Annotated in this window: 27 protein-coding genes and 1 tRNA gene; 14 read left to right on the forward strand and 14 right to left on the reverse strand. The window is 69.7% G+C overall.

All coding sequences use genetic code 11. The features are described 5' to 3' along the window. Window positions 1–65: 65 nt before the first annotated feature. From AB0K05_RS28405 to AB0K05_RS28420, 4 genes are read right to left on the reverse strand one after another with little or no spacing between them, the layout of a single operon-like run. Window positions 66–527: a hypothetical protein gene (locus AB0K05_RS28405; protein ID WP_271278950.1), complete on the reverse strand. Its 462-nt coding sequence runs from the start codon at window positions 525–527 to the stop codon at window positions 66–68. Between the two features lie 6 nt (window positions 528–533). After that, complete coding sequence (locus AB0K05_RS28410; RefSeq protein ID WP_148036678.1) at window positions 534–1,028, reverse strand: helix-turn-helix transcriptional regulator; 495 nt, start codon at window positions 1,026–1,028, stop codon at window positions 534–536. A 60-nt stretch (window positions 1,029–1,088) separates the two neighbouring features. Then, entirely contained in the window at window positions 1,089–1,994 is a 906-nt protein-coding gene (locus tag AB0K05_RS28415) for a M56 family metallopeptidase (protein ID WP_148036679.1), read from the reverse strand. Then, on the reverse strand, window positions 1,991–2,347 hold the full coding sequence (locus AB0K05_RS28420) for a BlaI/MecI/CopY family transcriptional regulator (protein WP_148036680.1): 357 nt from the start codon (window positions 2,345–2,347) through the stop codon (window positions 1,991–1,993). Before AB0K05_RS28420 ends, AB0K05_RS28415 begins: the two co-directional genes overlap by 4 nt. Before the next feature lie 54 nt (window positions 2,348–2,401). Here AB0K05_RS28420 and AB0K05_RS28425 point away from each other — a divergent pair, with 54 nt between their 5' ends. After that, a complete protein-coding gene (locus tag AB0K05_RS28425) occupies window positions 2,402–2,914 on the forward strand; it encodes an O-acetyl-ADP-ribose deacetylase (RefSeq protein ID WP_364233033.1) in 513 nt (170 codons plus the stop codon). Window positions 2,915–2,917: 3 nt separating this feature from the next. Here the strand turns inward: AB0K05_RS28425 and AB0K05_RS28430 are convergent, their stop codons facing one another. Together AB0K05_RS28430 and AB0K05_RS28435 are read right to left on the reverse strand one after the other, a co-directional pair. Further along, on the reverse strand, window positions 2,918–3,721 hold the full coding sequence (locus AB0K05_RS28430) for a class I SAM-dependent methyltransferase (RefSeq protein ID WP_364233036.1): 804 nt from the start codon (window positions 3,719–3,721) through the stop codon (window positions 2,918–2,920). Then, complete coding sequence (locus AB0K05_RS28435) at window positions 3,714–4,457, reverse strand: SDR family NAD(P)-dependent oxidoreductase (RefSeq protein ID WP_364233038.1); 744 nt, start codon at window positions 4,455–4,457, stop codon at window positions 3,714–3,716. The genes AB0K05_RS28430 and AB0K05_RS28435 overlap by 8 nt, the downstream gene beginning before the upstream one ends. Before the next feature lie 144 nt (window positions 4,458–4,601). Between AB0K05_RS28435 and mshA the strand changes: the two genes are divergently transcribed. The 4 genes from mshA (at window position 4,602) to AB0K05_RS28455 (ending at window position 8,560) form a co-directional block, all read left to right on the forward strand. Beyond that, window positions 4,602–5,840 (forward strand): D-inositol-3-phosphate glycosyltransferase, encoded by a 1,239-nt coding sequence (gene mshA, locus AB0K05_RS28440; RefSeq protein ID WP_148037275.1) that lies wholly within the window; start codon window positions 4,602–4,604, stop codon window positions 5,838–5,840. 10 nt (window positions 5,841–5,850) lie between these two features. Then, window positions 5,851–6,333 (forward strand): YbjN domain-containing protein, encoded by a 483-nt coding sequence (locus AB0K05_RS28445; protein WP_364233040.1) that lies wholly within the window; start codon window positions 5,851–5,853, stop codon window positions 6,331–6,333. A gap of 25 nt (window positions 6,334–6,358) precedes the next feature. Then, a complete protein-coding gene (locus tag AB0K05_RS28450) occupies window positions 6,359–7,102 on the forward strand; it encodes a phosphoglyceromutase (RefSeq protein ID WP_148036685.1) in 744 nt (247 codons plus the stop codon). Window positions 7,103–8,017: 915 nt separating this feature from the next. Then, window positions 8,018–8,560 (forward strand): GNAT family protein, encoded by a 543-nt coding sequence (locus AB0K05_RS28455; protein WP_364233043.1) that lies wholly within the window; start codon window positions 8,018–8,020, stop codon window positions 8,558–8,560. A gap of 584 nt (window positions 8,561–9,144) precedes the next feature. Here the strand turns inward: AB0K05_RS28455 and phoU are convergent. After that, window positions 9,145–9,789: a phosphate signaling complex protein PhoU gene (gene phoU / locus AB0K05_RS28460; RefSeq protein WP_148036686.1), complete on the reverse strand. Its 645-nt coding sequence runs from the start codon at window positions 9,787–9,789 to the stop codon at window positions 9,145–9,147. Between the two features lie 124 nt (window positions 9,790–9,913). On the opposite strand from phoU, the gene AB0K05_RS28465 reads away from it, so the two are divergent. Then, a complete protein-coding gene (locus tag AB0K05_RS28465; RefSeq protein WP_246640229.1) occupies window positions 9,914–11,092 on the forward strand; it encodes an ATP-binding protein in 1,179 nt (392 codons plus the stop codon). After that, window positions 11,089–11,781: a response regulator transcription factor gene (locus AB0K05_RS28470; RefSeq protein ID WP_148036687.1), complete on the forward strand. Its 693-nt coding sequence runs from the start codon at window positions 11,089–11,091 to the stop codon at window positions 11,779–11,781. The genes AB0K05_RS28465 and AB0K05_RS28470 overlap by 4 nt, the downstream gene beginning before the upstream one ends. Before the next feature lie 63 nt (window positions 11,782–11,844). On the opposite strand, the gene AB0K05_RS28475 is transcribed toward AB0K05_RS28470, so the two are convergent. After that, window positions 11,845–12,426, reverse strand: coding sequence for a copper chaperone PCu(A)C (locus AB0K05_RS28475; protein ID WP_261809065.1), 582 nt, complete (start codon window positions 12,424–12,426; stop codon window positions 11,845–11,847). A gap of 238 nt (window positions 12,427–12,664) precedes the next feature. On the opposite strand from AB0K05_RS28475, the gene AB0K05_RS28480 reads away from it, so the two are divergent. The 4 genes from AB0K05_RS28480 (at window position 12,665) to AB0K05_RS28495 (ending at window position 14,447) form a co-directional block, all read left to right on the forward strand. After that, window positions 12,665–13,147, forward strand: a complete 483-nt coding sequence (locus tag AB0K05_RS28480) for a CarD family transcriptional regulator (RefSeq protein WP_043624891.1) — start codon at window positions 12,665–12,667, stop codon at window positions 13,145–13,147. A gap of 17 nt (window positions 13,148–13,164) precedes the next feature. Then, the gene (ispF, locus tag AB0K05_RS28485; RefSeq protein WP_364233048.1) at window positions 13,165–13,644 is read left to right on the forward strand and encodes a 2-C-methyl-D-erythritol 2,4-cyclodiphosphate synthase; all 480 of its coding nucleotides are present in this window, start codon (window positions 13,165–13,167) and stop codon (window positions 13,642–13,644) included. A gap of 139 nt (window positions 13,645–13,783) precedes the next feature. Beyond that, window positions 13,784–14,071 (forward strand): GlsB/YeaQ/YmgE family stress response membrane protein, encoded by a 288-nt coding sequence (locus tag AB0K05_RS28490; RefSeq protein WP_271279252.1) that lies wholly within the window; start codon window positions 13,784–13,786, stop codon window positions 14,069–14,071. A gap of 97 nt (window positions 14,072–14,168) precedes the next feature. Then, a complete protein-coding gene (locus AB0K05_RS28495) occupies window positions 14,169–14,447 on the forward strand; it encodes a GlsB/YeaQ/YmgE family stress response membrane protein (RefSeq protein ID WP_219546172.1) in 279 nt (92 codons plus the stop codon). Window positions 14,448–14,559: 112 nt separating this feature from the next. On the opposite strand, the gene AB0K05_RS28500 is transcribed toward AB0K05_RS28495, so the two are convergent. Beyond that, a complete protein-coding gene (locus AB0K05_RS28500; RefSeq protein WP_364233052.1) occupies window positions 14,560–15,693 on the reverse strand; it encodes a DUF2637 domain-containing protein in 1,134 nt (377 codons plus the stop codon). Window positions 15,694–15,808: 115 nt separating this feature from the next. On the opposite strand from AB0K05_RS28500, the gene cysS reads away from it, so the two are divergent. Then, window positions 15,809–17,200 (forward strand): cysteine--tRNA ligase, encoded by a 1,392-nt coding sequence (gene cysS / locus AB0K05_RS28505; RefSeq protein WP_364233055.1) that lies wholly within the window; start codon window positions 15,809–15,811, stop codon window positions 17,198–17,200. On the opposite strand, the gene AB0K05_RS28510 is transcribed toward cysS, so the two are convergent. Further along, window positions 17,197–17,619 (reverse strand): DUF6157 family protein, encoded by a 423-nt coding sequence (locus AB0K05_RS28510; protein ID WP_364233058.1) that lies wholly within the window; start codon window positions 17,617–17,619, stop codon window positions 17,197–17,199. The two genes, cysS and AB0K05_RS28510, sit on opposite strands and share 4 nt — an antisense overlap. Before the next feature lie 54 nt (window positions 17,620–17,673). On the opposite strand from AB0K05_RS28510, the gene rlmB reads away from it, so the two are divergent. Together rlmB and AB0K05_RS28520 are read left to right on the forward strand one after the other, a co-directional pair. Next, on the forward strand, window positions 17,674–18,633 hold the full coding sequence (rlmB, locus tag AB0K05_RS28515) for a 23S rRNA (guanosine(2251)-2'-O)-methyltransferase RlmB (protein WP_364233060.1): 960 nt from the start codon (window positions 17,674–17,676) through the stop codon (window positions 18,631–18,633). Between the two features lie 21 nt (window positions 18,634–18,654). Next, window positions 18,655–18,727 (forward strand) — tRNA-Thr (locus tag AB0K05_RS28520). Between the two features lie 61 nt (window positions 18,728–18,788). Here AB0K05_RS28520 and AB0K05_RS28525 read toward each other — a convergent pair. Genes AB0K05_RS28525 through AB0K05_RS28540 form a run of 4 tightly spaced genes read right to left on the reverse strand, consistent with a single transcriptional unit; the run spans window position 18,789 to window position 21,941 of the window. Further along, entirely contained in the window at window positions 18,789–20,003 is a 1,215-nt protein-coding gene (locus AB0K05_RS28525; protein ID WP_271279247.1) for a site-specific integrase, read from the reverse strand. Beyond that, window positions 20,000–20,191 (reverse strand): helix-turn-helix domain-containing protein, encoded by a 192-nt coding sequence (locus tag AB0K05_RS28530; protein WP_271279246.1) that lies wholly within the window; start codon window positions 20,189–20,191, stop codon window positions 20,000–20,002. The genes AB0K05_RS28525 and AB0K05_RS28530 overlap by 4 nt, the downstream gene beginning before the upstream one ends. Then, window positions 20,188–21,795, reverse strand: a complete 1,608-nt coding sequence (locus AB0K05_RS28535) for a replication initiator (protein ID WP_364233063.1) — start codon at window positions 21,793–21,795, stop codon at window positions 20,188–20,190. The genes AB0K05_RS28530 and AB0K05_RS28535 overlap by 4 nt, the downstream gene beginning before the upstream one ends. Continuing rightward, window positions 21,792–21,941: a hypothetical protein gene (locus tag AB0K05_RS28540; protein WP_271279245.1), complete on the reverse strand. Its 150-nt coding sequence runs from the start codon at window positions 21,939–21,941 to the stop codon at window positions 21,792–21,794. The genes AB0K05_RS28535 and AB0K05_RS28540 overlap by 4 nt, the downstream gene beginning before the upstream one ends. Window positions 21,942–21,950: the final 9 nt, after the last annotated feature.

Consider the following 21,950-nt stretch of genomic DNA (forward strand, 5'->3'; position numbering starts at 1 on the left):
ACCGCTCAAGCGCCGGAAACGCGCGAAAGCCCGCCTCCGCGAGGAGACGGGCTTCGCCGGGTGGGTCAGGCCTTGGCCTTGGTGGTGCGGGTCCTCTTGACCGGCTGGGCGACCGGCGGCTCGGCGGCCTCCGACATCTCCTCCAGCTCAAGGGCGGCCTCGCCGCTGGTCTTGCTGACGACCTTGCGGCCGCGGACCGCGAACTCCTCGTAGACCTTGACGGCGCGGTTGGTGAACTCGTCGGCGTACTCGCGGGCCTTCTCCGGGAGCTCCTTGGCGATGTCCTCGGCCTTGCCGGCGTACTCGCGGGCCCTCTCCGGGAGATCCTTCGCGATGTCCTCGGCCTTGCCGGCGTAGGCGCGCGCCCTCTCGGGGAGCTCCCTGGTCAGCTCGGCGCGGCGCGACTGCAGCTTCTGCAGCCGCTCGGGCAGCTCGCGCAGCTTCTCCACGGCGTAGTCGCCGGCCCCCGCGACCGCGTAGAACGGCTTGGTGTCGGCGAGTTTCTTCACTTCGGTGGCGAGCGTCATGATGGGTTAACCTTCCTTCGTTTCCTGGTTGACGGGGCCGTTGCCGTTGCCCGCCGCGTAGGGCTCAAGTGCGGCGAGGAGTTCGGGCGGCAGCGGCTGTTCGTCGTCCGGTGCGGAGGCGGGCCGGGGGTGGGCGTTCTGGGAGGTCTGCTCGTCCCCGGCCGGTCCTTCCTTCCGGAACGACTCGTAGATGTCGATCAGCACCTGGCGCTGCCGCTCGGTGATGTGCGGGTCTTCGCGGATCGCCGTGATGACGTCGCTGGGAGGTTCGTGATCCTCGATGAGACCGGCCTGCACATAGAGCACCTGCGACGAGATGCGCAGGCCCTTGGCGATCTGGTTGAGGATCTCCGCACTCGGCTTGCGGAGGCCGCGCTCGATCTGGCTCAGGTAGGGATTGGACACCCCCGCCGCGGCAGCCAGCTGGCGCAGCGAGATCTTCGCCTGCTGCCGCTGCTCGCGGATGTATTCGCCGATCGAGCCGACTTTGGGAAGTGCCATGCCTCGATTATGCCGCCCGTTGCTTGCAGTTGCAAACGAACTGGTTAACACCTGCAAGCGCTAGAGCTGGATAATCCACAGGAACGGGGTCGATGTGACCAACGTCACGGACAGCGCGACGATGCCCGCCCGGGCCCTGCGGGGCAGCTCGGGAGCGGGCTTGATCAGGCGGTCGACCCTGGCCATGACGTTGCTGGCGTGCAGGCCCAGCATCCCGCTGGGGGCCGGCATGGCGCCCGCGGTGCCGAACCGCAGCAGGGCCGTGGCCAGCCGGCGCGGCGAGCAGTAACGGCGGGCCCGGTCGTCGGCCGCCATCTCGATGAGCAGCTCCACCTGCTCCTGCGCCTCGCACACCACCTTCGACCAGGGCAACGCCCGGCGCAGCGCGGCGAACGGCAACAGCACCAGATCGTGGCGCTCGCGTACGTGGGCCGCCTCGTGCGCGAGCACGGCGGCGAGCTCGTCGCGCGACCACAGCCGCAGCGCGCCCTCGCTCACCACCACCTGGGAGCGCAACCCCGGCACGCAGTAGGCCGCCGCGCCGGGGTGGTCGAGCACCCGCACGCCCGGCACGCCGGGGTCGTCGCGGGAGATCAGCGCGAGCAGCGTGCGGTGGCGCCTGCGGGCGCGCAGCGCGTGCACCCCCGCCGAGATCAGCACCACGACCAGCACGGTCAGCGAGGTGAGGCCGGCGATCATGGCGAGCACGTGCAGCGGGTCCCACGCCGTGCCGGGCGCCTCGCCCTGGACGAACGCGACCAGGCCGGGCAGCACGCCTATGCCGTAGGGCTGCACCCCGAAGGCGAGCATGGCCCCGGTGGTGGCCAGCCCCCACGCCACGCCCAGCGACTGCCACAGGATGATGGCCAGGCGGGGCGCGCGGTAGGTCCAGCGAGCGGTGGTGAGACGCCAGGAGCCGATCGCGCACGCCGTGGCGAGCGCGGCCAGCGCCGCTGCCGTGATCACTCTTCCTCCAGCTCCGTAAGGGCTCTGCGCAGGATCTCCGCCTCGTCACCGGAGACGGCCTGGGCGAAACGGGTCAGGGCGGCGGAACGGTCGCCCGTCATGTCGAGAGCTCCAAGCATAAGCTCGGCGATGTAGCTGTCGCGGCTTTCCGCGGGTTCGTAGCGCCAGGCACGCCCGTCACGGGTGCGCCGGAGGAAGCCTTTGCGGGTGAGGCGGTCGAGAACGGTCATGACCGTGGTCGGCGCCAGGTCACGGTCGGCGATGAGACGGCCGACCTCGCGGGCGGTCAGCGGGATGCTCTCCACCCACAAAATATCCATGATGCTGCGTTCAAGCTCGCCAAGACCCTTCACACGCTCCAGCGTAGTACTACACGGCGTCGAGCAGCCATCCGGGATCCTGGTGAGATGGATATCACGCTGGTGCAGGGAGATATCACCAAACAGGAAGTGGACGCGATCGTGAACGCGGCCAACTCCTCTCTCATGGGCGGCGGCGGGGTGGACGGGGCGATCCACCGGAAGGGCGGGCCCGAGATCATCGAGGAGTGCCGGAGGCTGCGCGCCTCCCAGTACGGGCACGGCCTGCCGACCGGCGAAGCGGTCGCCACCACCGCCGGGCGGCTGCCCGCGCGCTGGGTGATCCACACGGTCGGGCCCGTGCACTCGCCGTTCGAGGACCGCTCCGAGCTGCTGGCCTCGTGCTACCGGGAGTCGCTGCGGGTGGCCGGGTCGCTGGGCGCCGAGTCGGTGGCGTTCCCGGCGATCGGCACCGGCATCTTCGGCTGGCCGCTCGCCGACGGCGCCCGCGTCGCGGTCGACGCCGTGCGCGCCTCGGTGGCGTCGGTGGCGTCGGTGGCTGAGGTGCGGTTCGTGCTGTTCGAGGCGACCGCGTACGCCACCTTCGCAGCGGCGCTGTGACCGTCACGCGTCCCGGACGTCCGGCGCCACCGCCGGCCAGGGCACGGTGAGCTCGCCGAGACGCCAGCGGGCGCGGCCGCCGAGCGGCGGGTGGCAGGGGACCGGCCAGGTGGCCGCGAGGGTCCGCGCGGCGGCGATCCAGCGCTGGCGCGCGCCATGCGAGCTGTACGGGGCGCTGACCGCCCACGCGTGGTCCCAGTCGCGCAGGAACGCGTGGATCCGCTCCCCGGGCACGTTGCGGTGGATGAGCGTCTTCGGCAGCCGGTCGGCCAGGTCCGACGGCCGCTCGAACGCGTCGAACCGGGCCGAGAACGTCAGTGTCCGCGGGCCCGACGCGTCCAGTCCCACCCACACCGCCCGGTGCCCCACCTCCGAGCAGGTGCCCTCGACCAGCACGCCGCCGGGGGCCAGCCTCTCCAGCAGCGCCCGCCAGTAGCGCCAGGCCTCCGCCTCCCCGTACTGGCGCAGCACGTTGAAGGCCCGCACCAGCACCGGCGGCCGGGCGACGGGCAGCTCGAAGCCGCCGAGCGCGAAGCTCAGCCCTTCCCGCTCGTACGGCTTGGCCGCCGCCACCCGGGCCGGGTCGATCTCGATCCCCACCACCTCGACGTCCGGCGCCACCCGCCGCAGCCGGGTGAACAGCTCCAGCGTCGTCACGTGCGAGGCCCCGTACCCCAGGTCCACCACGAGCGGCCTGGCGGTGGCGCGCAGCAGCCCGCCGTGGACGGCGGCGATCCACCGGTCGGCGCGCCGCAGCCGGTTGTGGCCGGTCGTGCCCCGGGTGATCGAGCCGACCGGTCTAGCCACTGACGCGGTGCACCTTGTGCTGGGCGGCCTGGGCCCGGGGGCGGATGACCAGGCGGTCGACGTTGACGTGCGCGGGCCTCGTCACGCACCAGGCGATCGCGTCGGCGACGTCGTCGGAGCTGAGCGGGTCGGGCACGCCCTCGTACACCTTGTCCGCCCGCTCGGCGTCGCCGCGGAACCGGGTCAGCGCGAACCCTTCAGAGCGCACCATGCCGGGCGCGATCTCCACGATCCGCACCGGCTGCCCGACCAGCTCCAGCCTGAGCGTCTCGGTCATGGACGTCTGCGCGTGCTTGGCCGCGCAGTAGCCGCCGCCTCCCTCGTACGAGACCAGCCCGGCCGTCGAGGTCAGCATCACCAGCACGCCGTCGCCCGAGCCGATCAGCTTCGGCAGCAGCGCCTGGGTGACGCGCAGCGAGCCGAGCACGTTGGTGTCGTACATCCGCTGCCAGTCGTCCACCCGGCCGTCGGACACCGGCTCCAGCCCGAGCGCGCCGCCGGCGTTGTTGACCAGCACGTCGCAGCGATCCAGCGAGGCCGCCAGCTCGTCCACCGACTCCTGGGAGGTAACGTCGAGCGTCACCGGAGTGACGCCGGGCACCTCGGCCGCCAGCTTCTCCAGCCGGTCGCGCCGCCTGGCTCCGGCCACCACGTGGTAGCCCTCGGCGGCCAGCCGCCGCGCTGTCGCCTCGCCGATGCCGCTGCTCGCGCCGGTCACCACAGCCGTTCTCTTCATGCGCCACATCCTGCCAGGCCGCCCTTCGGGGACCCCCACTGTGATGCCTTGTCGGGAATGTCGAAAAAATCTGGACAGTTGTAAGTCACTTGGAGGTGATGTCGGGTGAGGCGACGACGGGTCAACCGGGTCGCGACGATCAGCATGCACACGTCACCGCTCGACCAGCCCGGTACGGGCGACGCCGGCGGCATGAACGTGTACATCGTCGAATCCGCCAAACGGCTGGCTCAATCGGGCGTGGAGGTGGACATCTTCACCCGCGCCACGGCCCGCGACCTGCCACCGGTCGCCGAACTGGCGCCCGGCGTCCTGGTCCGTCACCTGACCGCCGGACCGTACGAGGAGATGGACCGGGCCGACCTGCCCGGCCAGATGTGCGCGTTCCTGTCCGAGGTGCTGCGCATCGAGGCCATGTACGAGCCCGGCCACTACGACGTGATCCACTCCCACTACTGGCTGTCCGGCCAGGTCGGCTGGCTCGCCAAGGAACGCTGGGGCGTCCCGCTCGTGCACACCATGCACACCATGGCCAAGGTCAAGAACCGGCTCCTCGCCGAGGGCGACCGGCCCGAGCCGCAGGCCCGCGTCGTCGGCGAGGAACAGGTCGTGCAGATCGCCGACCGCCTCGTGGCCAACACCGCCGACGAGGCGCACGAACTCATCGACCTGTACGGGGCCGCCGAACAGCGCGTCGCCGTCGTCAACCCCGGCGTCAACCTGACCGTCTTCCAGCCCGCCTCACAGGGCGCCGCCCGGCAGCGGCTCGGCCTGCCGCAGGGCGCGCGCGTCCTGCTGTTCGTCGGCCGCATCCAGCCGCTCAAGGCCCCCGACGTGCTGCTGCGCGCCGCCTCCCGCATGCTCATCGACGACCCGTCACTGCGCGGCCGCCTCGTCGTCGCCTGCGTCGGCGGACCCTCCGGCAACGGCCTGGCCAGGCCGTCCATCCTCACCGAACTCGCCACCGAACTCGGCATCGCCGACACCGTCCGGCTCGTGCCGCCGGCGCCGCAGCACGAGCTCGCCGACTGGTACCGCGCCTCCGACCTCACCGTCGTCCCCTCCCACAGCGAGTCCTTCGGCCTCGTCGCCCTGGAGTCCCAGGCCTGCGGCACCCCCGTGGTCGCCGCCGCCGTCGGCGGGCTGCGCACCGCCGTCCGCGACGGCGTCTCCGGGCTCCTCGTCGACGGGCACGACCCGCACGACTGGGCGCAGGCCATCGGCGGCCTCCTCACCGACCCGGCCCGCCTCGCCGCCCTCTCCGCGGGGGCGCGCGAGCACGCCGCCGCCTTCGGCTGGCAGGCCACCTCCGCACGCCTCATGGACGTGTACGCGCAAGCCGTCGCCCACCTGCACCGGCAGCCGGTGGCGGTGAACTCGTAGGCTGTAGCGCATGCGCGACCTCATCGAAGCCGCGCTCAAGGCCGCGGACGTCGAACACGACGAGCCGCGGCCGGGAGCGTTCCTCGCCAAGCTGCCCGGCCGGCACAAACTCGCCACCATGACCTGGCTGATCGTCGGCGAGCGGGTCCTGCACATCGAGGCGTTCTTCTGCCGCCAGCCCGACGAGAACCACGCCGAGTTCTACAAGTGGCTGCTCGCCAGGAACGGCGCCATGTACGGCGTCCACTTCTCCGTCGACCCCGTCGGCGACGTCTACCTGGTCGGCCGCATGCCCCTCACCGCCGTCACCGAGGAGGAGATCGACCGCATCCTCGGCTGCGTGCTCACCTACTCCGACGAGTCGTTCGACCGCGCCCTGGAGATCGGCTTCGCCTCCTCCATCAGGCGCGAGTGGGAATGGCGCAAGAAACGCGGCGAATCGCTCGCCAACCTGCAGGCTTTCGCCCGCTTCGCGGACCCGGAGCGCTCCTGAACCAGGCCGCCCTAGGATGGGGCGCATGGCGACTTTGGTGCTGCTACGGCATGGCGAGAGCGACTGGAACGCGAAGGGCCTGTTCACCGGCTGGGTGGACGTGAGCCTGTCGGCGAAGGGCGAGGACGAGGCCCGCCGGGGCGGCAAGCTCCTCACCGACGCCGGCCTCTACCCCGACGTCGTCCACACGAGCCTGCTCAACCGGGCCATCCAGACGGCCCAGTTCGCCCTCGGTGAGGCCGACCTCCTCTGGCTCCCGGTCAAGCGCTCCTGGCGGCTCAACGAACGCCACTACGGCGCCCTCCAGGGCAAGAACAAGGCCCAGACCCGCGAGGAGTTCGGCGAGGAGCAGTTCATGCTCTGGCGGCGCTCCTACGACACGCCCCCGCCGCCCATCGCCGACGACGACGAGTTCTCCCAGGTGGGCGACCGCCGCTACGCCCTCCTCCCGCCCGAGCTGATGCCGCGTACCGAATGCCTCAAGGACGTGGTGGACCGGATGCTGCCGTACTGGTACGACGACATCGTCCCCGACCTGTCCGCGGGCCGCACCGTGCTCGTGGCCGCCCACGGCAACTCCCTGCGCGCCCTGGTCAAGCACCTGGACGGGATCAGCGACGAGGACATCGCCGGGCTGAACATCCCCACGGGGATCCCTCTGCGGTACGACCTGGACGAGCACTTCCGGCCGCTGAAGCGCGGCGGCGAGTACCTGGACCCGGAGGCCGCCAAGGCCGCCATCCAGGCAGTGGCCAACCAGGGCCGCTGAGGGGGTATCCGTTCACGGCTGTGAGGTTTTTGTTCGGCGTGAGCCGTCTGGTTCGGTGTGAGCTTTCTCGTTCGGCGTGAGCCGTCTGGTTCGTCGTGAGCCGTCCAGTCCTTGGTGAAAACCCTCAAACCATTTTGGGAAACCCCTCGGGCTGGGCGCCGTTACGCGTGCCTGACGGCCCGCTCAGCCCGCCGTAGGCCGTGAAGGCGTGGCCTTGCGCGGCGCCAGACGCTTCGCGCCTTTCGGCTCAGACGTGTTGTGCGGGGGCTTCGCCCCCGCCCCTGAGGACGGGCGTGGCCTTGCGCGGAGAGGGCGCTTCGCGCCATTCGGCTCAGACGTGTTGTGCGGGGGCTTCGCCCCCGCCCCTGAGGACAGGCGCGGCCCTGCGCGGTACCGGGCGCTGCGCGCCTTCGGGCTCAGGCTGTGTTGTGTGGGGCGCGCCCCACACCCCGGGGGACAAGCACGGCCTTGCGCGGTGCCAGGCGCTTCGCGCCTCGACAACTCAGACGTGTTGTGCGGGGGCTCCGCCCCCACACCCCCGGGGACAGGCGCGGCCCTGCGCGGTACCAGGCGCTACGCGTCTTCCGGCTCAGGCTGTGTCGTGCGGGGGCAAGCCCCCACACCCCCGGTGAGAGGGCTACCGCCCCCTCGCGCTCCCCGGGTCTCGGCCGGATTTCGGCGTTGGCCGAAGGCGTTCACCTGCTCTCCTCCTCCGCTGCCGGAACAAGCTGTCATGGCCGACGAGACAGTCGCCGAGTTCGGTGACCAGATATTCAAAAGCGCCTGCGACAACGAAGTTCACCACCCTGGCCGAGATCGGCGTCGTCACCGTCGACCGTCTCATCAACGCCAATTCGCAGAGTGGCCGCTATCCCCGCCTGGCATGATCAGATTGTGGTTCGACACTCAGTAACTTTGCGCAAGATCGAACTGCAAGACTGGCGAGCCGTTCACTCCTGGGCTTCTCTCGACCAGGTTTGCCGCTTCCAAGCCTGGGGGCCGAACACGGAAGAGCAAACCCGAGCGTTCGTGGCAGAGGCTGCTGAGGCGTGGTCGCACACACCCCAGCAGCGGTTCGCCTATGCCGCTCGCGTCGAAGGCGAGATCGTCGGAATGGGCGAACTGCACCTCCGGAGCCGAGAGCACCGCCAAGGCGAGATCACGTATATCGTGCACCCGCGGCTCTGGGGCCATGGAGTCGGAACGGCGATCGGGCGAGAACTCCTCACACGCGGCTTCGAGAAGTTCGACCTCCATCGGATCTTCGCTACATGCGACCCGCGCAATCTCGGCTCGGGGCGGGTGCTCACCAAGCTCGGCATGACCTGGGAAGGACGTCATCGTCATACCGCACTCATCCGGGACGGTTGGCGAGATTCCGAGCTGTTCAGCATTCTGGAAACCGAATGGCGTAGTGATCACGCTCAGGGCGGGTTCGCAAACGGGGCGAACCACTAGGGCTGTTCTGGCTCCGGGTAGAGCCAGAAACCCATGCATGATCAGGGTGTTCAAAAGCGATGGGTGGGGCCGACTCTCACTCGAACCGGCGCCTTCGAAGTTCAACGAGTGGAGCCACGGCTCGTCCGAAGGCGGGTCTGTCTTTCACGAGAGAAATCAACCGGCTGGGGTCCGGGGAGCGCGAGGGGCGGTAGCTCCCTCGCCGGGGGTGTGGGGGCTTGCCCCCACACGACACAGCCTGAGCCGGAAGGCGCGTAGCGCCTGGTACTGCGCAGGGCCGCGCCTGTCCCCGGGGGCGCGGGGGCGAAGCCCCCCCACAACACGTCTGAGCTGTCGAGGCGCGAAGCGCCTGGCACCGCGCAGGGCCACGCCTTCACGGCCTACGGCGGGCTGAGCGGGCCGTCAGGCACGCGTAACGGCGCCCAGCCCGAGGGGTTTCCCAAAAAGATTTCCTGGTTTTTGACCCTAATGACCGGCTTTGCACCTAATAAAACGGCACACCGAACCAGACAGCACACCGAACAAGAACCGGGCACACCGAATCACATCGGGTGCGCCGAACCAGGCGGCGCACCCCAAGAGCATCACTCCGGCCGCGTACCCGTCACCAGATAAACGACATCCCTCGCCACACTCACCGCGTGGTCCGCGTACCGCTCGTAGTACCGCCCGATCAGCGTGATGTCGATCGCCGGCTCCACCCCGTGGCTCCAGTCCTTGCTGAGGATGGTGCGGAACAGCCGCCGGTGCAGCCGGTCCATCGCGTCGTCGTCCTGTTCCAGTTCCAGGGCGACCTCGACGTCGCGGGAGGCGATGCAGCCGCCGGCCTTGGTGACCAGGTTCTCTGCGATCTGTCCCATCTCGATGATGGTGGAGCGGATCTCGGCGGGGATGGCGGAGTCGGGGTGGCGCAGGCGGGCCACCTTGGCGACGTGGACGGCGAGGTCACCCATCCTTTCCAAATCGGCGCCCATCCGCAGCGCGGTGATGACCAGGCGCAGGTCGACGGCCACCGGCTGCTGCCTGGCCATGAGGTCGAAGATGGACCCCTCGATGCCCGAGTAGAGCGCGTTCACCTCCTCGTCGCGGGAGATGACCTGCTCGGCGAGCTGGAGGTCCGCGTCGAGCAGCGCGGTGGTGGCGCGCGAGATGGCGGAGCGGACAAGCCTGGTCATCTCGACCAGCCTGTCAGTGAGGGCGTCTAGTTCTTCGTGGTACGCGTCACGCATGACGTCACCGTACGGCGACGTCTGTGAACGAACTCCGACTCGGAGGTGAACTTTCCGGGAAAGGGCGGTTCATCTCCCTGGTGAGGGGTCTGTGCGCGCGAGGGCGCCGCCTACCATCGGGAACATGAGTGAGATGGCCTTGAGCTTCGCGGCCCTGGCCGGCTTCGTCGTGGGGGCTCTGGCTGTGTTGTTCTACCGTAACCAGATCGAGGCGCCCAGCAGGAAGAGCGAGGTCTCCGATCCGGGGGTCACGGCGCTGCCGCAGGGCGTGGCCTCGGTGCTCGCGGTGCTGCCCTCGTCGGCGGTGGTGCTCGACGCGCACGACCGCGTGCTGAGGGCCAGTTCGGCCGCTCGCGCGTTCGGGCTCGTCAAGGGTGACCGGCTGATGGTCGCCGAGCTGCTCGCGCTGGCGCGGCAGGTACGGCGCGACGGCGAGATCCGTGAGACGGAGATCGACGTGGCGGGCAACAAGTTCGGCCAGGAGACCACGAGCTTCGCGGTCCGCGTGGCGCCTCTCGGCTCGTTCGGCCAGGTGCTGGTGCTGGCGGAGGACCAGACCGAGCGGCGCAGGGTCGAGGCGGTGCGCCGCGACTTCGTGGCGAACGTCAGCCACGAGCTCAAGACCCCGGTCGGCGCGCTGAGCCTGCTGGCGGAGACGATCCAGGACGCCGCCGACGACCCCGAGGCCGTCACCCGGTTCGCGGCCCGCATGCAGCACGAGGCGGCCCGGCTCACCTACCTGGTGCAGGACATCATCACGCTGAGCCGCATACAGGGCGCCGAGCCCATCCCGGCGCCCGCCCAGGTCTCCATCGACGAGGCCATCGGCGTCGCCATCGACCACTGCAACACCCGCGCCGGCGCCAAGGACATCACGCTCGTCACCGGCGGCACCGACGGGCTGCGCATCTGGGGCGACGAGGAGCTGCTGGTGACCGCGCTGCGCAACCTCATCGACAACGCGATCGCCTACAGCCCGGAGCACACCCGCGTGGTGGTCAGCACCCGCCCCGCCGGGGAGAGCGTCGAGATCAGCATCAGCGACCAGGGCATCGGCATCCCGGAGGAGGCGCAGGAGCGCATCTTCGAGCGCTTCTTCCGCGTCGACACCGCCCGCTCGCGCGCGACCGGCGGCACCGGTCTCGGCCTGGCCATCGTCAAGCACGTGGCCGCCTCGCACGCGGGCGAGGTCTCCGTCTGGAGCAAGGAAGGCTCCGGTTCGACCTTCACTTTGCGCCTGCCCGCCTTCGGTGGGACGGCCATTCCGGCACAACCTGCAATCCCTCTGGAGGCCGCCCCGTGACCCGTGTACTCGTCGTGGAAGACGAGGAGTCCTTCTCCGACGCCCTTTCCTACATGCTGCGCAAGGAGGGTTTCGAGGTCTCGGTCGCGGCGACCGGGCCCGAGGCCCTCGACACCTTCGACCGCAACGGCGCCGACCTGGTGCTGCTCGACCTGATGCTGCCGGGCCTGCCGGGCACCGAGGTCTGCCGCTCGCTGCGGCAGCGCTCCAAGGTCCCGGTGATCATGCTGACCGCTAAGGACAGCGAGGTCGACAAGGTCGTGGGCCTGGAGCTGGGCGCCGACGACTACGTGACCAAGCCGTTCTCCTCGCGCGAGCTGGTGGCGCGCATCCGCGCGGTGCTGCGCCGGCAGGGCGACGCCCCTGAGGAACTGGAGACCGCGGTGCTCGCCGTCGGCCCGGTGCGCATGGACGTCGACCGGCACGTGGTGGCGGTGCGCGGCGAGCCGGTGCAGCTCCCGCTGAAGGAGTTCGAGCTGCTGGAGGTGCTGCTGCGCAACGCCGGCCGGGTGCTCACCCGCGGCCAGCTCATCGACCGCGTGTGGGGCGCCGACTACGTCGGTGACACCAAGACCCTGGACGTGCACGTCAAGCGGCTGCGCGCGAAGATCGAGGCCGACCCGTCGAGCCCGCGCTGCATCCTGACCGTGCGCGGCCTCGGCTACAAGTTCGACACCGCCGAAGACTGACAGAACCCCTCCGTCCCGTACGAGTGCGCGTACGGGACGAAGGGGTTCTGGCGTGTCCTGGGGTCAGTGGGCCTCTTCCTCGGCCGCCTCGGTCGGCGTGGGCGAGGGGGTCGGCGCGGGGACGGCGCCCTCGACCGCCGGGTAGGACGCGTACTCGCGGCTGTGCGGCATCACGGGGACGTCCAGGGTGATCGTGCCGGCGTTGGCGAACTGGAGGTCCAGCCGGAGCGCCTCACCGCCTCTGAGGGCCTTGCTGAGGCCTTCCAGGGTGATCTGCGGCGTGGCGGCCTCCGCCTTGACGAGCTGGCCCACCGGGAGCTGCACGGGCGCGGCCAGCTTGGCGCTCGCGGCGTCACCGGCGCTGACGGACTGCAGCGTGTCGGGGGAGTCGCCGTTGTTGAGCATCGTCAGGTAGACGGGGACGGAGCCGCGCCACGGGATGCTGCCGCCGGGCTCGGGGCCGAGGATGAACGCCTGGGGCACGTGGATGCTCTGCTTGCCGTAGGCGCCCTGGTCGATCAGGGCCGCCGCCTCCACCGGAGCGTACGGCTTGGTGGTGTTGGCGTCGAAACCAACAGAACAGCCGGCGAGTACGGGGGCTGCCAGGAACGCGGCGGCGGCGACAATCCAGCGACGGCTGGTCACGAGCGGGTTCTCCTTGGTTCGCACATGGGGATGGGCAGCGCCTACCATATCCACCTGTTTCCAAGGTCATTTCCACACCCCCGCAGGTCATTCGGTATGTCCGGATATGCGATTCACAGAGTTGACCTCTTGTCAATCCCCAATATGCGGCTTTGACCTGCAGTTATGATGATTTCACTGTTCCGGGACCCTGTGGATGCGTGGTACTCTGGAGTACAGCGGAAGGGGTACTTGTCACATGACTTTCCAGGTCGGCGACACTGTCGTCTACCCCCACCATGGGGCTGCTCGGATCGAAGCAATCACGAAGCGATCCATCAAGGGTGAGGAAAAGACCTACCTGGTGCTCAAGGTCGACAAGGGCGACCTTACCGTCCAGGTGCCAGCTGAAAACGCAGAACTCGTCGGGGTGCGCGATGTTGTCGGCCAGGAGGGCCTGGAGCGCGTTTTCGACGTGCTGCGCATGCCGCACACCGAGGAGCCGACGAACTGGTCGCGGCGCTACAAGGCCAACTTGGAGAAGCTCGCGTCCGGTGATGTGAACAAGGTCGCCGAGGTCGTCCGCGACCTGTGGCGCCGAGACCGCGAGCGCGGCCTGTCCGCGGGCGAGAAGCGCATGCTCGCCAAGGCTCGCCAGATCCTCGTCAGCGAGCTCGCGCTCGCCGAGAAGACCAACGAGGACAAGGCGGAGGCCCTGCTCGACGAGGTCCTGAACTCCTGAGCGCGATCGTTCCACGGGTGGGCGTCGGAGTCGACGTCCACCCGTTCGCATCGGGCCGGGAGCTGCATCTCGCCGGCCTGCACTGGCCGGGCGAGACCGGCCTGACCGGCCACTCGGACGGCGACGCCGCCGCGCACGCGGCCTGTGACGCCTTGCTGTCCGCCGCGGGGCTGGGCGATCTGGGCGGCCTGTTCGGCACTGCCGACCCGCGCTGGGCGGGCGCGTCCGGCGCCGCATTGCTGGAGGAGACCGCGCGCCAGGTGCGGGCGGCCGGCTTCGAGATCGGCAACGTGGCCGTCCAGGTGATCGGTAACCGCCCGAAACTGGCTCCCCGGCGCCTGGAGGCGGAGAAGGCGCTCAGCGTCGCTCTGGGGGCTCCTGTGAGCCTCAGCGCCACCACCACCGACGGGCTCGGGCTGACCGGACGCGGCGAAGGGATCGCCGCGGTCGCGACCGCGCTCGTCGTCAACCTCACGCCGGGATCAGCCGTCCTTTAACCGGTGGGCAACCTGCCGCCCGCCTGTTCCATGGCCGACGGCGGTCCGCTCTGGCGCGGTGCGGATCGCCGTCTACCAGGGGTAACTTGCCGAAATGCCGGGTATGTCCCTCTGAAGACGCTTTCGGGGGGAGCTATACATGATCGGCGCGATCGTTTCCGCGGTAATCATCGGCGCCATCGTCGGCGCGCTGGCCCGGCTGATCCTGCCGGGAAAGCAGAACATGTCCATCGGCCTGACACTGATCGTCGGCATCGTGGCGGCTCTGCTCGGCACGCTGATCGCTCAGCTGTTCGGCTGGGCCGACACCAGGGGCATCGACTGGCTCGAACACATCCTCCAACTCGTGCTGGCGGTGATCGGAGTGTCGATCGTGGCCGGATCGGCCAGGGGGAAGGGTGGCGGAAGAGGGCGAACCACCACCTGAGCTGCAAATTTGTAAATCTCCGGCATAAAGGCTGGAGATCGGGTATCCCACTCCCCGTGCAGGATGAACCGCTCATCCTCACGGGGAGGTTTGTGTCATGACAATCCAGTCCATCCTGGGCGCCATCGTGATCGGCGCCGTCATCGGCGCGATCGGGCGTCTGCTGCTTCCGGGCCGGCAGGCCATCGGGTGGATCCTCACCATCGTCGTCGGCATCGTCGCCGCCCTCATCGGCACGATGATCGCTCAGGTCATCGGCGTGGAGACGACCCCCGGCATCGATTGGATAGAACTGGTGCTGCAGGTCGTCCTGGCGGTCGTGGGCGTCGGCATCGTCGCCGGCCTACGCCGTGGACCTCGCGGTACAAGCATCTAGCCGGGGCCTGTGACCCCGGGAACCGTGCCTGATCCCGAGAGCACGGAGCAACACGCGCAAAGCCCGCCCGGCACTGATGCCGGGCGGGCTTCGCGCATGTCAGGCGGCGTTCTCAGTCCTCCGGCGGCAGGGGCGTGCTGCGCAGCCGCCCCGACGGCGCCTCCCCGGGGGACGGCCGGTGGCCGTCGCCGTCGTTCTCCTCGACGACGGGGTGAGGGGCGGTGTCCTCCAGGGCCTCCGCGGCCCGGCCGTCCTGCCCGCGCTCACCGGCGTCGGCGGCCTCCCGGCCGTGCCCCGGGTCCGGCTCGTCGTCCCGCACCACGGGCACGGGCTGCGTGTCGGCGCCCTTCTCGGCGCTCGTGGCCGCGCGGGGATGCACCAGGACGTCTCTCGGCTTGACCCGATCACCCCACCGCACGGGCCGCTCAGGCTCGGGCTCCGGTTCCGGCTCCGGGGCTTCCTCAGGGGCCGGTTCCGATAAGGACGCGGATCGTTCAGGAGCCGAATCCGGTACGGGCGAGGCCGCGGACGGTTCGGGGGCCGAATCCGGTGCGGGCGAGGGGGCCGTCTCCTCTTCGGGACGGTGGGCCGGCCAGCGGGTGACCTGCTCCGAGACCGGCGGGGTCTCCGGGGCGGGAGTGGGGCCGACGACCGGCGTCGTCTCCAGCGCGGCCGGGGCGGCGGCGGCCAGGGGCGGCGGCTCCTCGGACGGCCGCGGCCCGGCGGCCGGGCGCGGCAGCTCGACCGTCCTGTCCGCCTCGACGCCCCGGTTGAACGGCACGATGTCGTGCTCCCCCGTACCGTCGTGGTCGCGCGCGGATCCCCGGCCGTCCTGCACGTGCTTGATCAGCAGCATCCAGAGCCACAGCCCCAGGGCGAGCATCACCCACGGCGCGACGGCCACGCCGACGGCCGTCGGAGAGGCCGGGAACGCGTGGCCGAGCGCCGTGGCCACGTTCACCGCGGCGGCAGCCAGGATGAGCAGGACCAGCACCACCGCGGCCTGGGCGCGCACCAGCGCGCGGGCGGAGCGCAGCAGCAGCACGCAGATCAGCGTGACCGCGAGCAGCGCGTCGAACCCCGCCGGGTAGAGGTAGGCGAGGTCGGGACGGGCGCCGCCGTGCACGGCCAGCGCCCGCAGATCGTCGAACGAGAGCACGCACGCGGCGCCCGTCAGCGCGGCGACGGCGAGTCCGGCCAGGGCGATGCCCAGGCGGCGGAGCGTAGAGGGGGGAGTCACGTCCATGGCGGTTCGAGCCTACAGAACAATGCACTCCCGGGCCGATCAACGCGACCGTCATCGCACATGGTGGCGCGGTAATCGCATCCACGACGGTGGCTGAGGCGTTAGCCTTGCTTTTGTGAGCCTGCGCCTTTACGACACCGCCACTCGCGACATTCGCGCATTCGTCCCGCTCGAAGCCGGCCGGGCGTCGATCTACCTGTGTGGCGCCACCGTGCAGGCCCCTCCGCACATCGGCCACATCCGCTCGGGCGTCAACTTCGACGTGCTGCGGCGCTGGCTCATGCGTTCCGGCTACGACGTGCTGTTCTGCCGCAACGTCACCGACATCGACGACAAGATCATCAGGGTGTCCGCCGAGGAGCGGGTGCCGTGGTTCGTCGTCGCCGAGCGCAACCAGCGCGCCTTCACCTGGGCCTACGACACGCTCGGCTGCCTGCCGCCGACCGTCGAGCCGCGCGCCACCGGCCATGTGCCGGAGATGATCGAGCTCATGCGGCGGCTCATCGACCGCGGCCACGCCTACGCCTCCGGCGGCGACGTCTACTTCGACGTGCGCTCCTGGGAGGACGAGTACGGCAAGCTCTCCAACCAGAAGCTGGACAACATGCGGGCGGCCGGCGACACCGACGACGAGTCGTGCAAGCGCGACCCGCGCGACTTCGCCCTGTGGAAGGGCGAGAAGCCCGGCGAGCCCACTTGGCCGACCCCGTGGGGCCCCGGCCGTCCCGGCTGGCACCTCGAGTGCTCGGCGATGGCCACCAAATACCTGGGCCCGACGTTCGACATCCACGGCGGCGGCCTCGACCTGATCTTCCCGCACCACGAGAACGAGATCGCCCAGTCCCAGGCGGCGGGCGACGGCTTCGCCCGCTACTGGATGCACAACGGCCTGGTCAAGATCGGCGCCGAGAAGATGGCCAAGTCGCGGGGCAACTCGCTGCTGGTCCCGGACATGGTGCAGAAGGTCCGCCCGGTCGAGCTGCGCTACTACCTCGCCGCGCCCCACTACCGCTCCTCCATCGACTACTCCGAGGAGGCGCTGCGGGAGGCCGCGACCGCCTACCAGCGGATCGAGGGGTTCGTGACCCGCGCCGCCGAGGTCATCCACGACGTCGACGCCGACGCGCCGCTCCCGCAGGCGTTCGCCGACGCGCTCGACGACGACCTCGGCACGCCTCAGGCGCTCGCGGTCGTGCACGAGGTGGTCCGCGAGGGCAACGTCGCGCTGTCCAAGGGCGACAAGGAGGCGGTGGCCCGGCTGCTCGCCGAGACCCAGAACATGCTCGACGTGCTGGGCCTCGACCCGCGCTCGCCGCAGTGGCGCACGGCGGGCTCCGACCTCAAGGCGGTGGTCGACGCGCTGGTCGTGGTCGCTCTGGAGCAGCGCAAGGCGGCCAGGGCCCGTAAGGACTACGCGGCCGCCGACGCGATCAGAGACCAGCTCGCCGAGGCGGGCGTCACCGTCGAGGACACCCCGCACGGCGCCCGCTGGGAGCTGCGCGGCTAACTGCGGCGGGTGCGCATCGCCTTCAGCACGCGGACACCCGCCACCTCGCCGGCGACGATGCGCTGATACTCGTCCGACTCCATCGGACACAACGTGATGCGGCCCGCCCCGTCGAAGAGCAGGCCCCAGCCGTGCTTCTTCGGCAGGGGCGAGGCCCGCAGGCAGGCCTGCGACCTGCTGAAGAACCGGTCGCGCAGCTCGTCCCGCACGTCCTGCGGCGGCTCCGGGTCGTCCTGGCGCCGCAGCCAGCTCTCGAACAGCACGTCCTCCTGGGTGAGGGCGCCCGGATCGGCCGCGAGCAACTCGTACTGAACGCTCGCGACCGTCGGCTTGCCACCCCTCGGCAGCGGAACCTCGGCCCGGATGACCTGGGTGTCCTCGGCGACCGCGATGAGCGTGTCGTAGTAATTCAGATCCACGTCCGCCAACCTAGGCGGGCCAAGGGACTTGGCGGCGCAAGTACCCTTGATTCCATGGCAGCAGGGGGTAAGCCGGGCAGGCCCGCGAAGAAGAAGAGCCCGACCAAGGGCACCGGCGGTCAGCGTCGCCGCGGCCTCGAAGGCAAGGGCGCGACCCCGCCCGCCGAGATGCGCCACTGGTACAAGGACAAGGCCAGGGCCGAGCGCGTCGCCCGCGAGGAGCAGGGAGGCGGCACCCGCCGCGCCCCCGCGCGCACCAGGCGCTCCGACGACGCCCCCGAATACATCGGCGGCCGCAACCCCGTCCTGGAGGCCCTCCAGGCCGGCGTCCCGGCCAGCGCCCTCTACGTCGCCCACCGCGTCGACAACGACGACCGCGTACGAGACAGCGTCAAAATCGCCGCCGACCGCGGGATCGCCCTCATGGAGGTCACCCGCGACAAGCTCGACAGGCTGACCGAGGGCGCCGTCCACCAGGGCGTGGCCCTCCAGATCCCGGCCTACGACTACGCCCACCCGGCGGAGCTGGTCGAGCTGGCCCGCGACGCGGCCGAGACCCCGCTCATCGTCGCCCTCGACGGCGTCACCGACCCCCGCAACCTGGGCGCCATCGCCCGCTCCGCCACCGCCTTCGGCGCCCACGGCCTGCTCGTCCCGTCCCGCCGCTCAGCCGGCGTGACAGGCGGCGCCTGGAAAACCTCCGCCGGCACCCTGGCCACCCTGCGCGTCGCCCGCGCCGCCAACCTCACCGCCGCCCTCCGCGAATACCGCGACGAAGGCCTCTTCGTCATCGGTCTCGACGGCGCGGGCGACGCGGAGATCGGCGACGTCGACCTCCTGGCGGAGCCCCTGGTCGTGGTGGTCGGCTCCGAAGGGAAGGGGCTGTCGCGGCTGGTCCGCGAGCAGTGCGATGTGGTCGCCCGCATCCCGATGCGCGCGGCGGCGGAGTCGCTCAACGCGGGGGTGGCGGCAGGGGTGACCTTGTACGAAGTGGCTCGTCATCGACGGCGGTGACCGTCTACACTGATAGGCCGTGCCGACGTAGCTCAATCGGCAGAGCATCTGTCTTGTAAACAGAAGGTTTGGGGTTCGATTCCCCACGTCGGCTCTGCAACCACAAGGCCCCTGAACAGGCGTAATGCTGTCAGGGGCCTTGTGCTTTCTGATCTTCAACCGGTGTCATCGGCGTCTTCGGGAGCCACCTTGGGAGCCACCGGGGTCTGTTTCCCCAGGAGGGCGCTGGAGATGGCTTCCGTTGCTGCGCGCCGGTCACCTTCGAGCAGGTGTCCGTAGACGTCCTTGGTGATCGCGATGCTGGCGTGGCCGAGGACTTCGGACACGACGTGGAGGGGAGTGCCTTGGGCGAGCATGAGCGATGCGCCGGAGTGGCGAAGCTCGTGTGGGTGCCAGTGGCCGAGGCCGGCCTTCTTGGCCAGCCGGGAGAACAGGTGCGAGAAGGTGTCCGGGTCGGATGGGTTGCCGAAGACCGTCGGGAACATCAGGCCGTGCTCCGTCCAGTCCTCGCCGGTCCGAAGGCGTTCCTTGTTATGGGTGGCCTTGTGGCGCTTGATCGCCTCGATCAGTTCGGGAGTCAGGCAGAGGACGCGGCGTGAGCGCCTGGTCTTGAGTTCGCTGACTACGATGCGGGTCTTGGTCGTGGCGTTCGGGTCGCGGTTCTTGAGGCGCTTGACGGAGTGGGTGACCCGGAGTGTTCGAGCGTCCAGGTCCAGGGCGTTCCACATGAGGCCGAGCGCTTCACCACGACGCAGGCCGAAGACGAGGGCCAGGAGCACGAGGACGCCCATGCGGTGATCGGCGACAGCGTCGAGGAGCCTCTTACCCTCCTCTACCGTGAGCGTCCGGCCTTCTTCAACGGGTACGCGCGGCGGCATCGACAGGGCTGCGACGTTCCGCATGATCAGGCCCTCTCGTTCTGCCTGGCCTAGAGCTTTCCGGAGTACGGCCCGCATGTTCCGGACACTGTTCGCCTTGTAACCGGCCTTGCGCTTGGCCTGCCACAGGGCATCGACCTGGGCCACGGTAAGCTTGGTCAGCTTGTGACGGCCGAGCCCCGGCTTGAGGTGGAGCCGCACAGTGTCCTCGTAGTCGTCCAAGGTCCCATCGGAGATGTGGCCGGGCAGGTGGAGCAACCAGCGATCGAGGAATGTGCCGACCGTCAGTCGGTCGTCTGGGACCGGAGCTCCCTTTGCCAGGGCTTCCTTGAGCTTGCGAACCTTCTCGACGACTTCGGCGCGGGTCTTGCCGGAGACCTTCTTGCGAGTGCGCTTCCCGTCCGGGCCGTAACCGAGGGAGACCGCACCGCGCCAGCGGTCGCCGTCCTTATAGATCGAATCCTCGTTCTGGCCACGCTTCTGGGTGCTCATGTTGCTTCCTGTTCAAGCTGGGAGACGAACTCGGTCAGTGCGGTTGCCGGAACGCGACGCAGGGTGCTGATGCGAACGGATCGGAGCTGGCCGGAGCGGATCAGCTCGTAGACCTTGGTGCGGCCGATGCCGAGGCAGTCGGCGGCTTCTTCGGGCCTGAGGAGAAGTGGTGTGATGTTCGCAGTCATGCCGCCCTCCCCTCGATTGCCGAAAGATCTTGGCCTTCTGCTCTGGCTTCCAGCTCGCGGAGGTGGGCTCGCCAGCGCTGGCGTTCGTGGACGGATCGGAGGAGGCGGACAGCGAGGGGTGGCACGTTGGCGTCTCCGGCCGGGACCGGTCGCCAGATGTAGCGGTGTGGGTCGGTGGGTTCGTCGGCCTGGCCGAGGGCTTCCAGGACCCAGGTGCGGCGGTCCTGCTTGTGTTCGGCGAGGGTCTTGTTGCTCCACTTGCGGGAGACCAGCACGCGCCGTCCGGCGTAGCCGAGGTGTTCAGGCTTGTGGGCCTTGCCACGGCAGTGGCCGGGCGTCATGCCGGATTTGGCGCTCTTGGGCTGGACGCCGTAGCGGAGCCAGTTCGGGCAGGTGGGTGAGCATGGCTCGTAGCGCAGGGTATCCAGCATGCGGGTGGCGTGCTCGCGCTGGGCCTGGCCGCTGTCGAGGGCGTCACCGATGGACTTGGTCAGGTATTTGGACAGGTAGCGGATGCACTGGTCGGCGTCCGGGGTTCCGGCGAGCACGCCTTGCACGTCCACCTGGTCGCCGAAGCGGAGCACGTGGAGGGGTTCGGCGTCCTCGTCCAGGGCGTCGAGGGCCTCGTCCCAGGTGGGCAAGACCTGGCCGGTTGCCGGGTCGAGGTAGCCGGCCTCCTCGTTCCAGACGGGCAGGTGGTCGCCGTCGAAGCGCACCTCGTCGGCTTGTGGCCACCACACCTGGTGATAGGTGGCGGCGGCGATCTGCTTGATCTCCGCGCGGGGCAGGGTGCCCCGGATGGCCATGTGCAGGTGCGGGGCAAGCCGCTTCTGCGGTTCGACGGCGGCGAAGTACTGCACGTCATAGCCAGCGACCCGGCGCAGGTTCTGCACGAATCGATCAACGAGCTTGGAAAAGTGCAGCGTGTCCCGAGCCGCGCGCCGGTAGTCGTAGGTGTCCGGATCGACGGGGACGCCGTCACGGACCTTGCCATAGCTGGGCAGGGTGAGCGTGACGAACAGCGACGGCCGATAGACCTTGCCGTCGGAGCCGGTGAAGGTGCGTCCGAGAGTGGTGGCCGCCATCTTCCGCTTGGGCAGGTCCGGGGCGTCCTGCCGACGCCGGGTCGATCGGGTGCGCTTGGGCACCGCGGATCCGGTGACGCTGCCCCGCATCCCAGCCGCGTTGATCTCCTCGTCCAAGCCCGCGAGAACGGCGTCCAGGTCGGTGGTGTCGTCGCCGGTCTGCTCGGCGGCATCACGCTTGGCCTGCATGTCGGCGCGGAACTCGACCAGTCGGCGCTGTTCCTCGCTGGCCTCGTCCGGGGTGATGGCCGGTTCGGTGTCGAGGTGCCAGCCCTCGCGGCACTGGGCCATGCGGAGTTGCCGGTTGCGCTTGGCGCAGGGAGGGCACTTGCTGTCCAGGGTGGAACCGCATGGCACGTCGATGATCTCGGAGGTACCGGTGACGGTGTCGAGTCGCCGCAGCGGGATGGGCCGGATGCAGACGCCGTGGAGCTTGGCGACCTCTTCGAGCACATCCCGGGCCATCGGCATGGCTTGGCGGACGGCCCGGGGAAGTGCACGGTCGTGCGCATGGGTCATGTGAACCTCCCTTCGTTGACGTCAAGGACGATGAGCGCGATCTGGCCGCAGGCGCGGCACTCGACCAGGGCGCGGACCGGGTCGAGCCAGAGAGCGTTCACGGTGTGGCAGGTGGCGCAGCGAAGCTCTTCCAGCAGCTCACACATCAGAGCTCA

Origin of the sequence: Nonomuraea sp. NPDC049486 (genome assembly GCF_040676925.1) — a bacterium.
Classification (GTDB): Bacteria; Actinomycetota; Actinomycetes; order Streptosporangiales; family Streptosporangiaceae; genus Nonomuraea; species Nonomuraea ferruginea.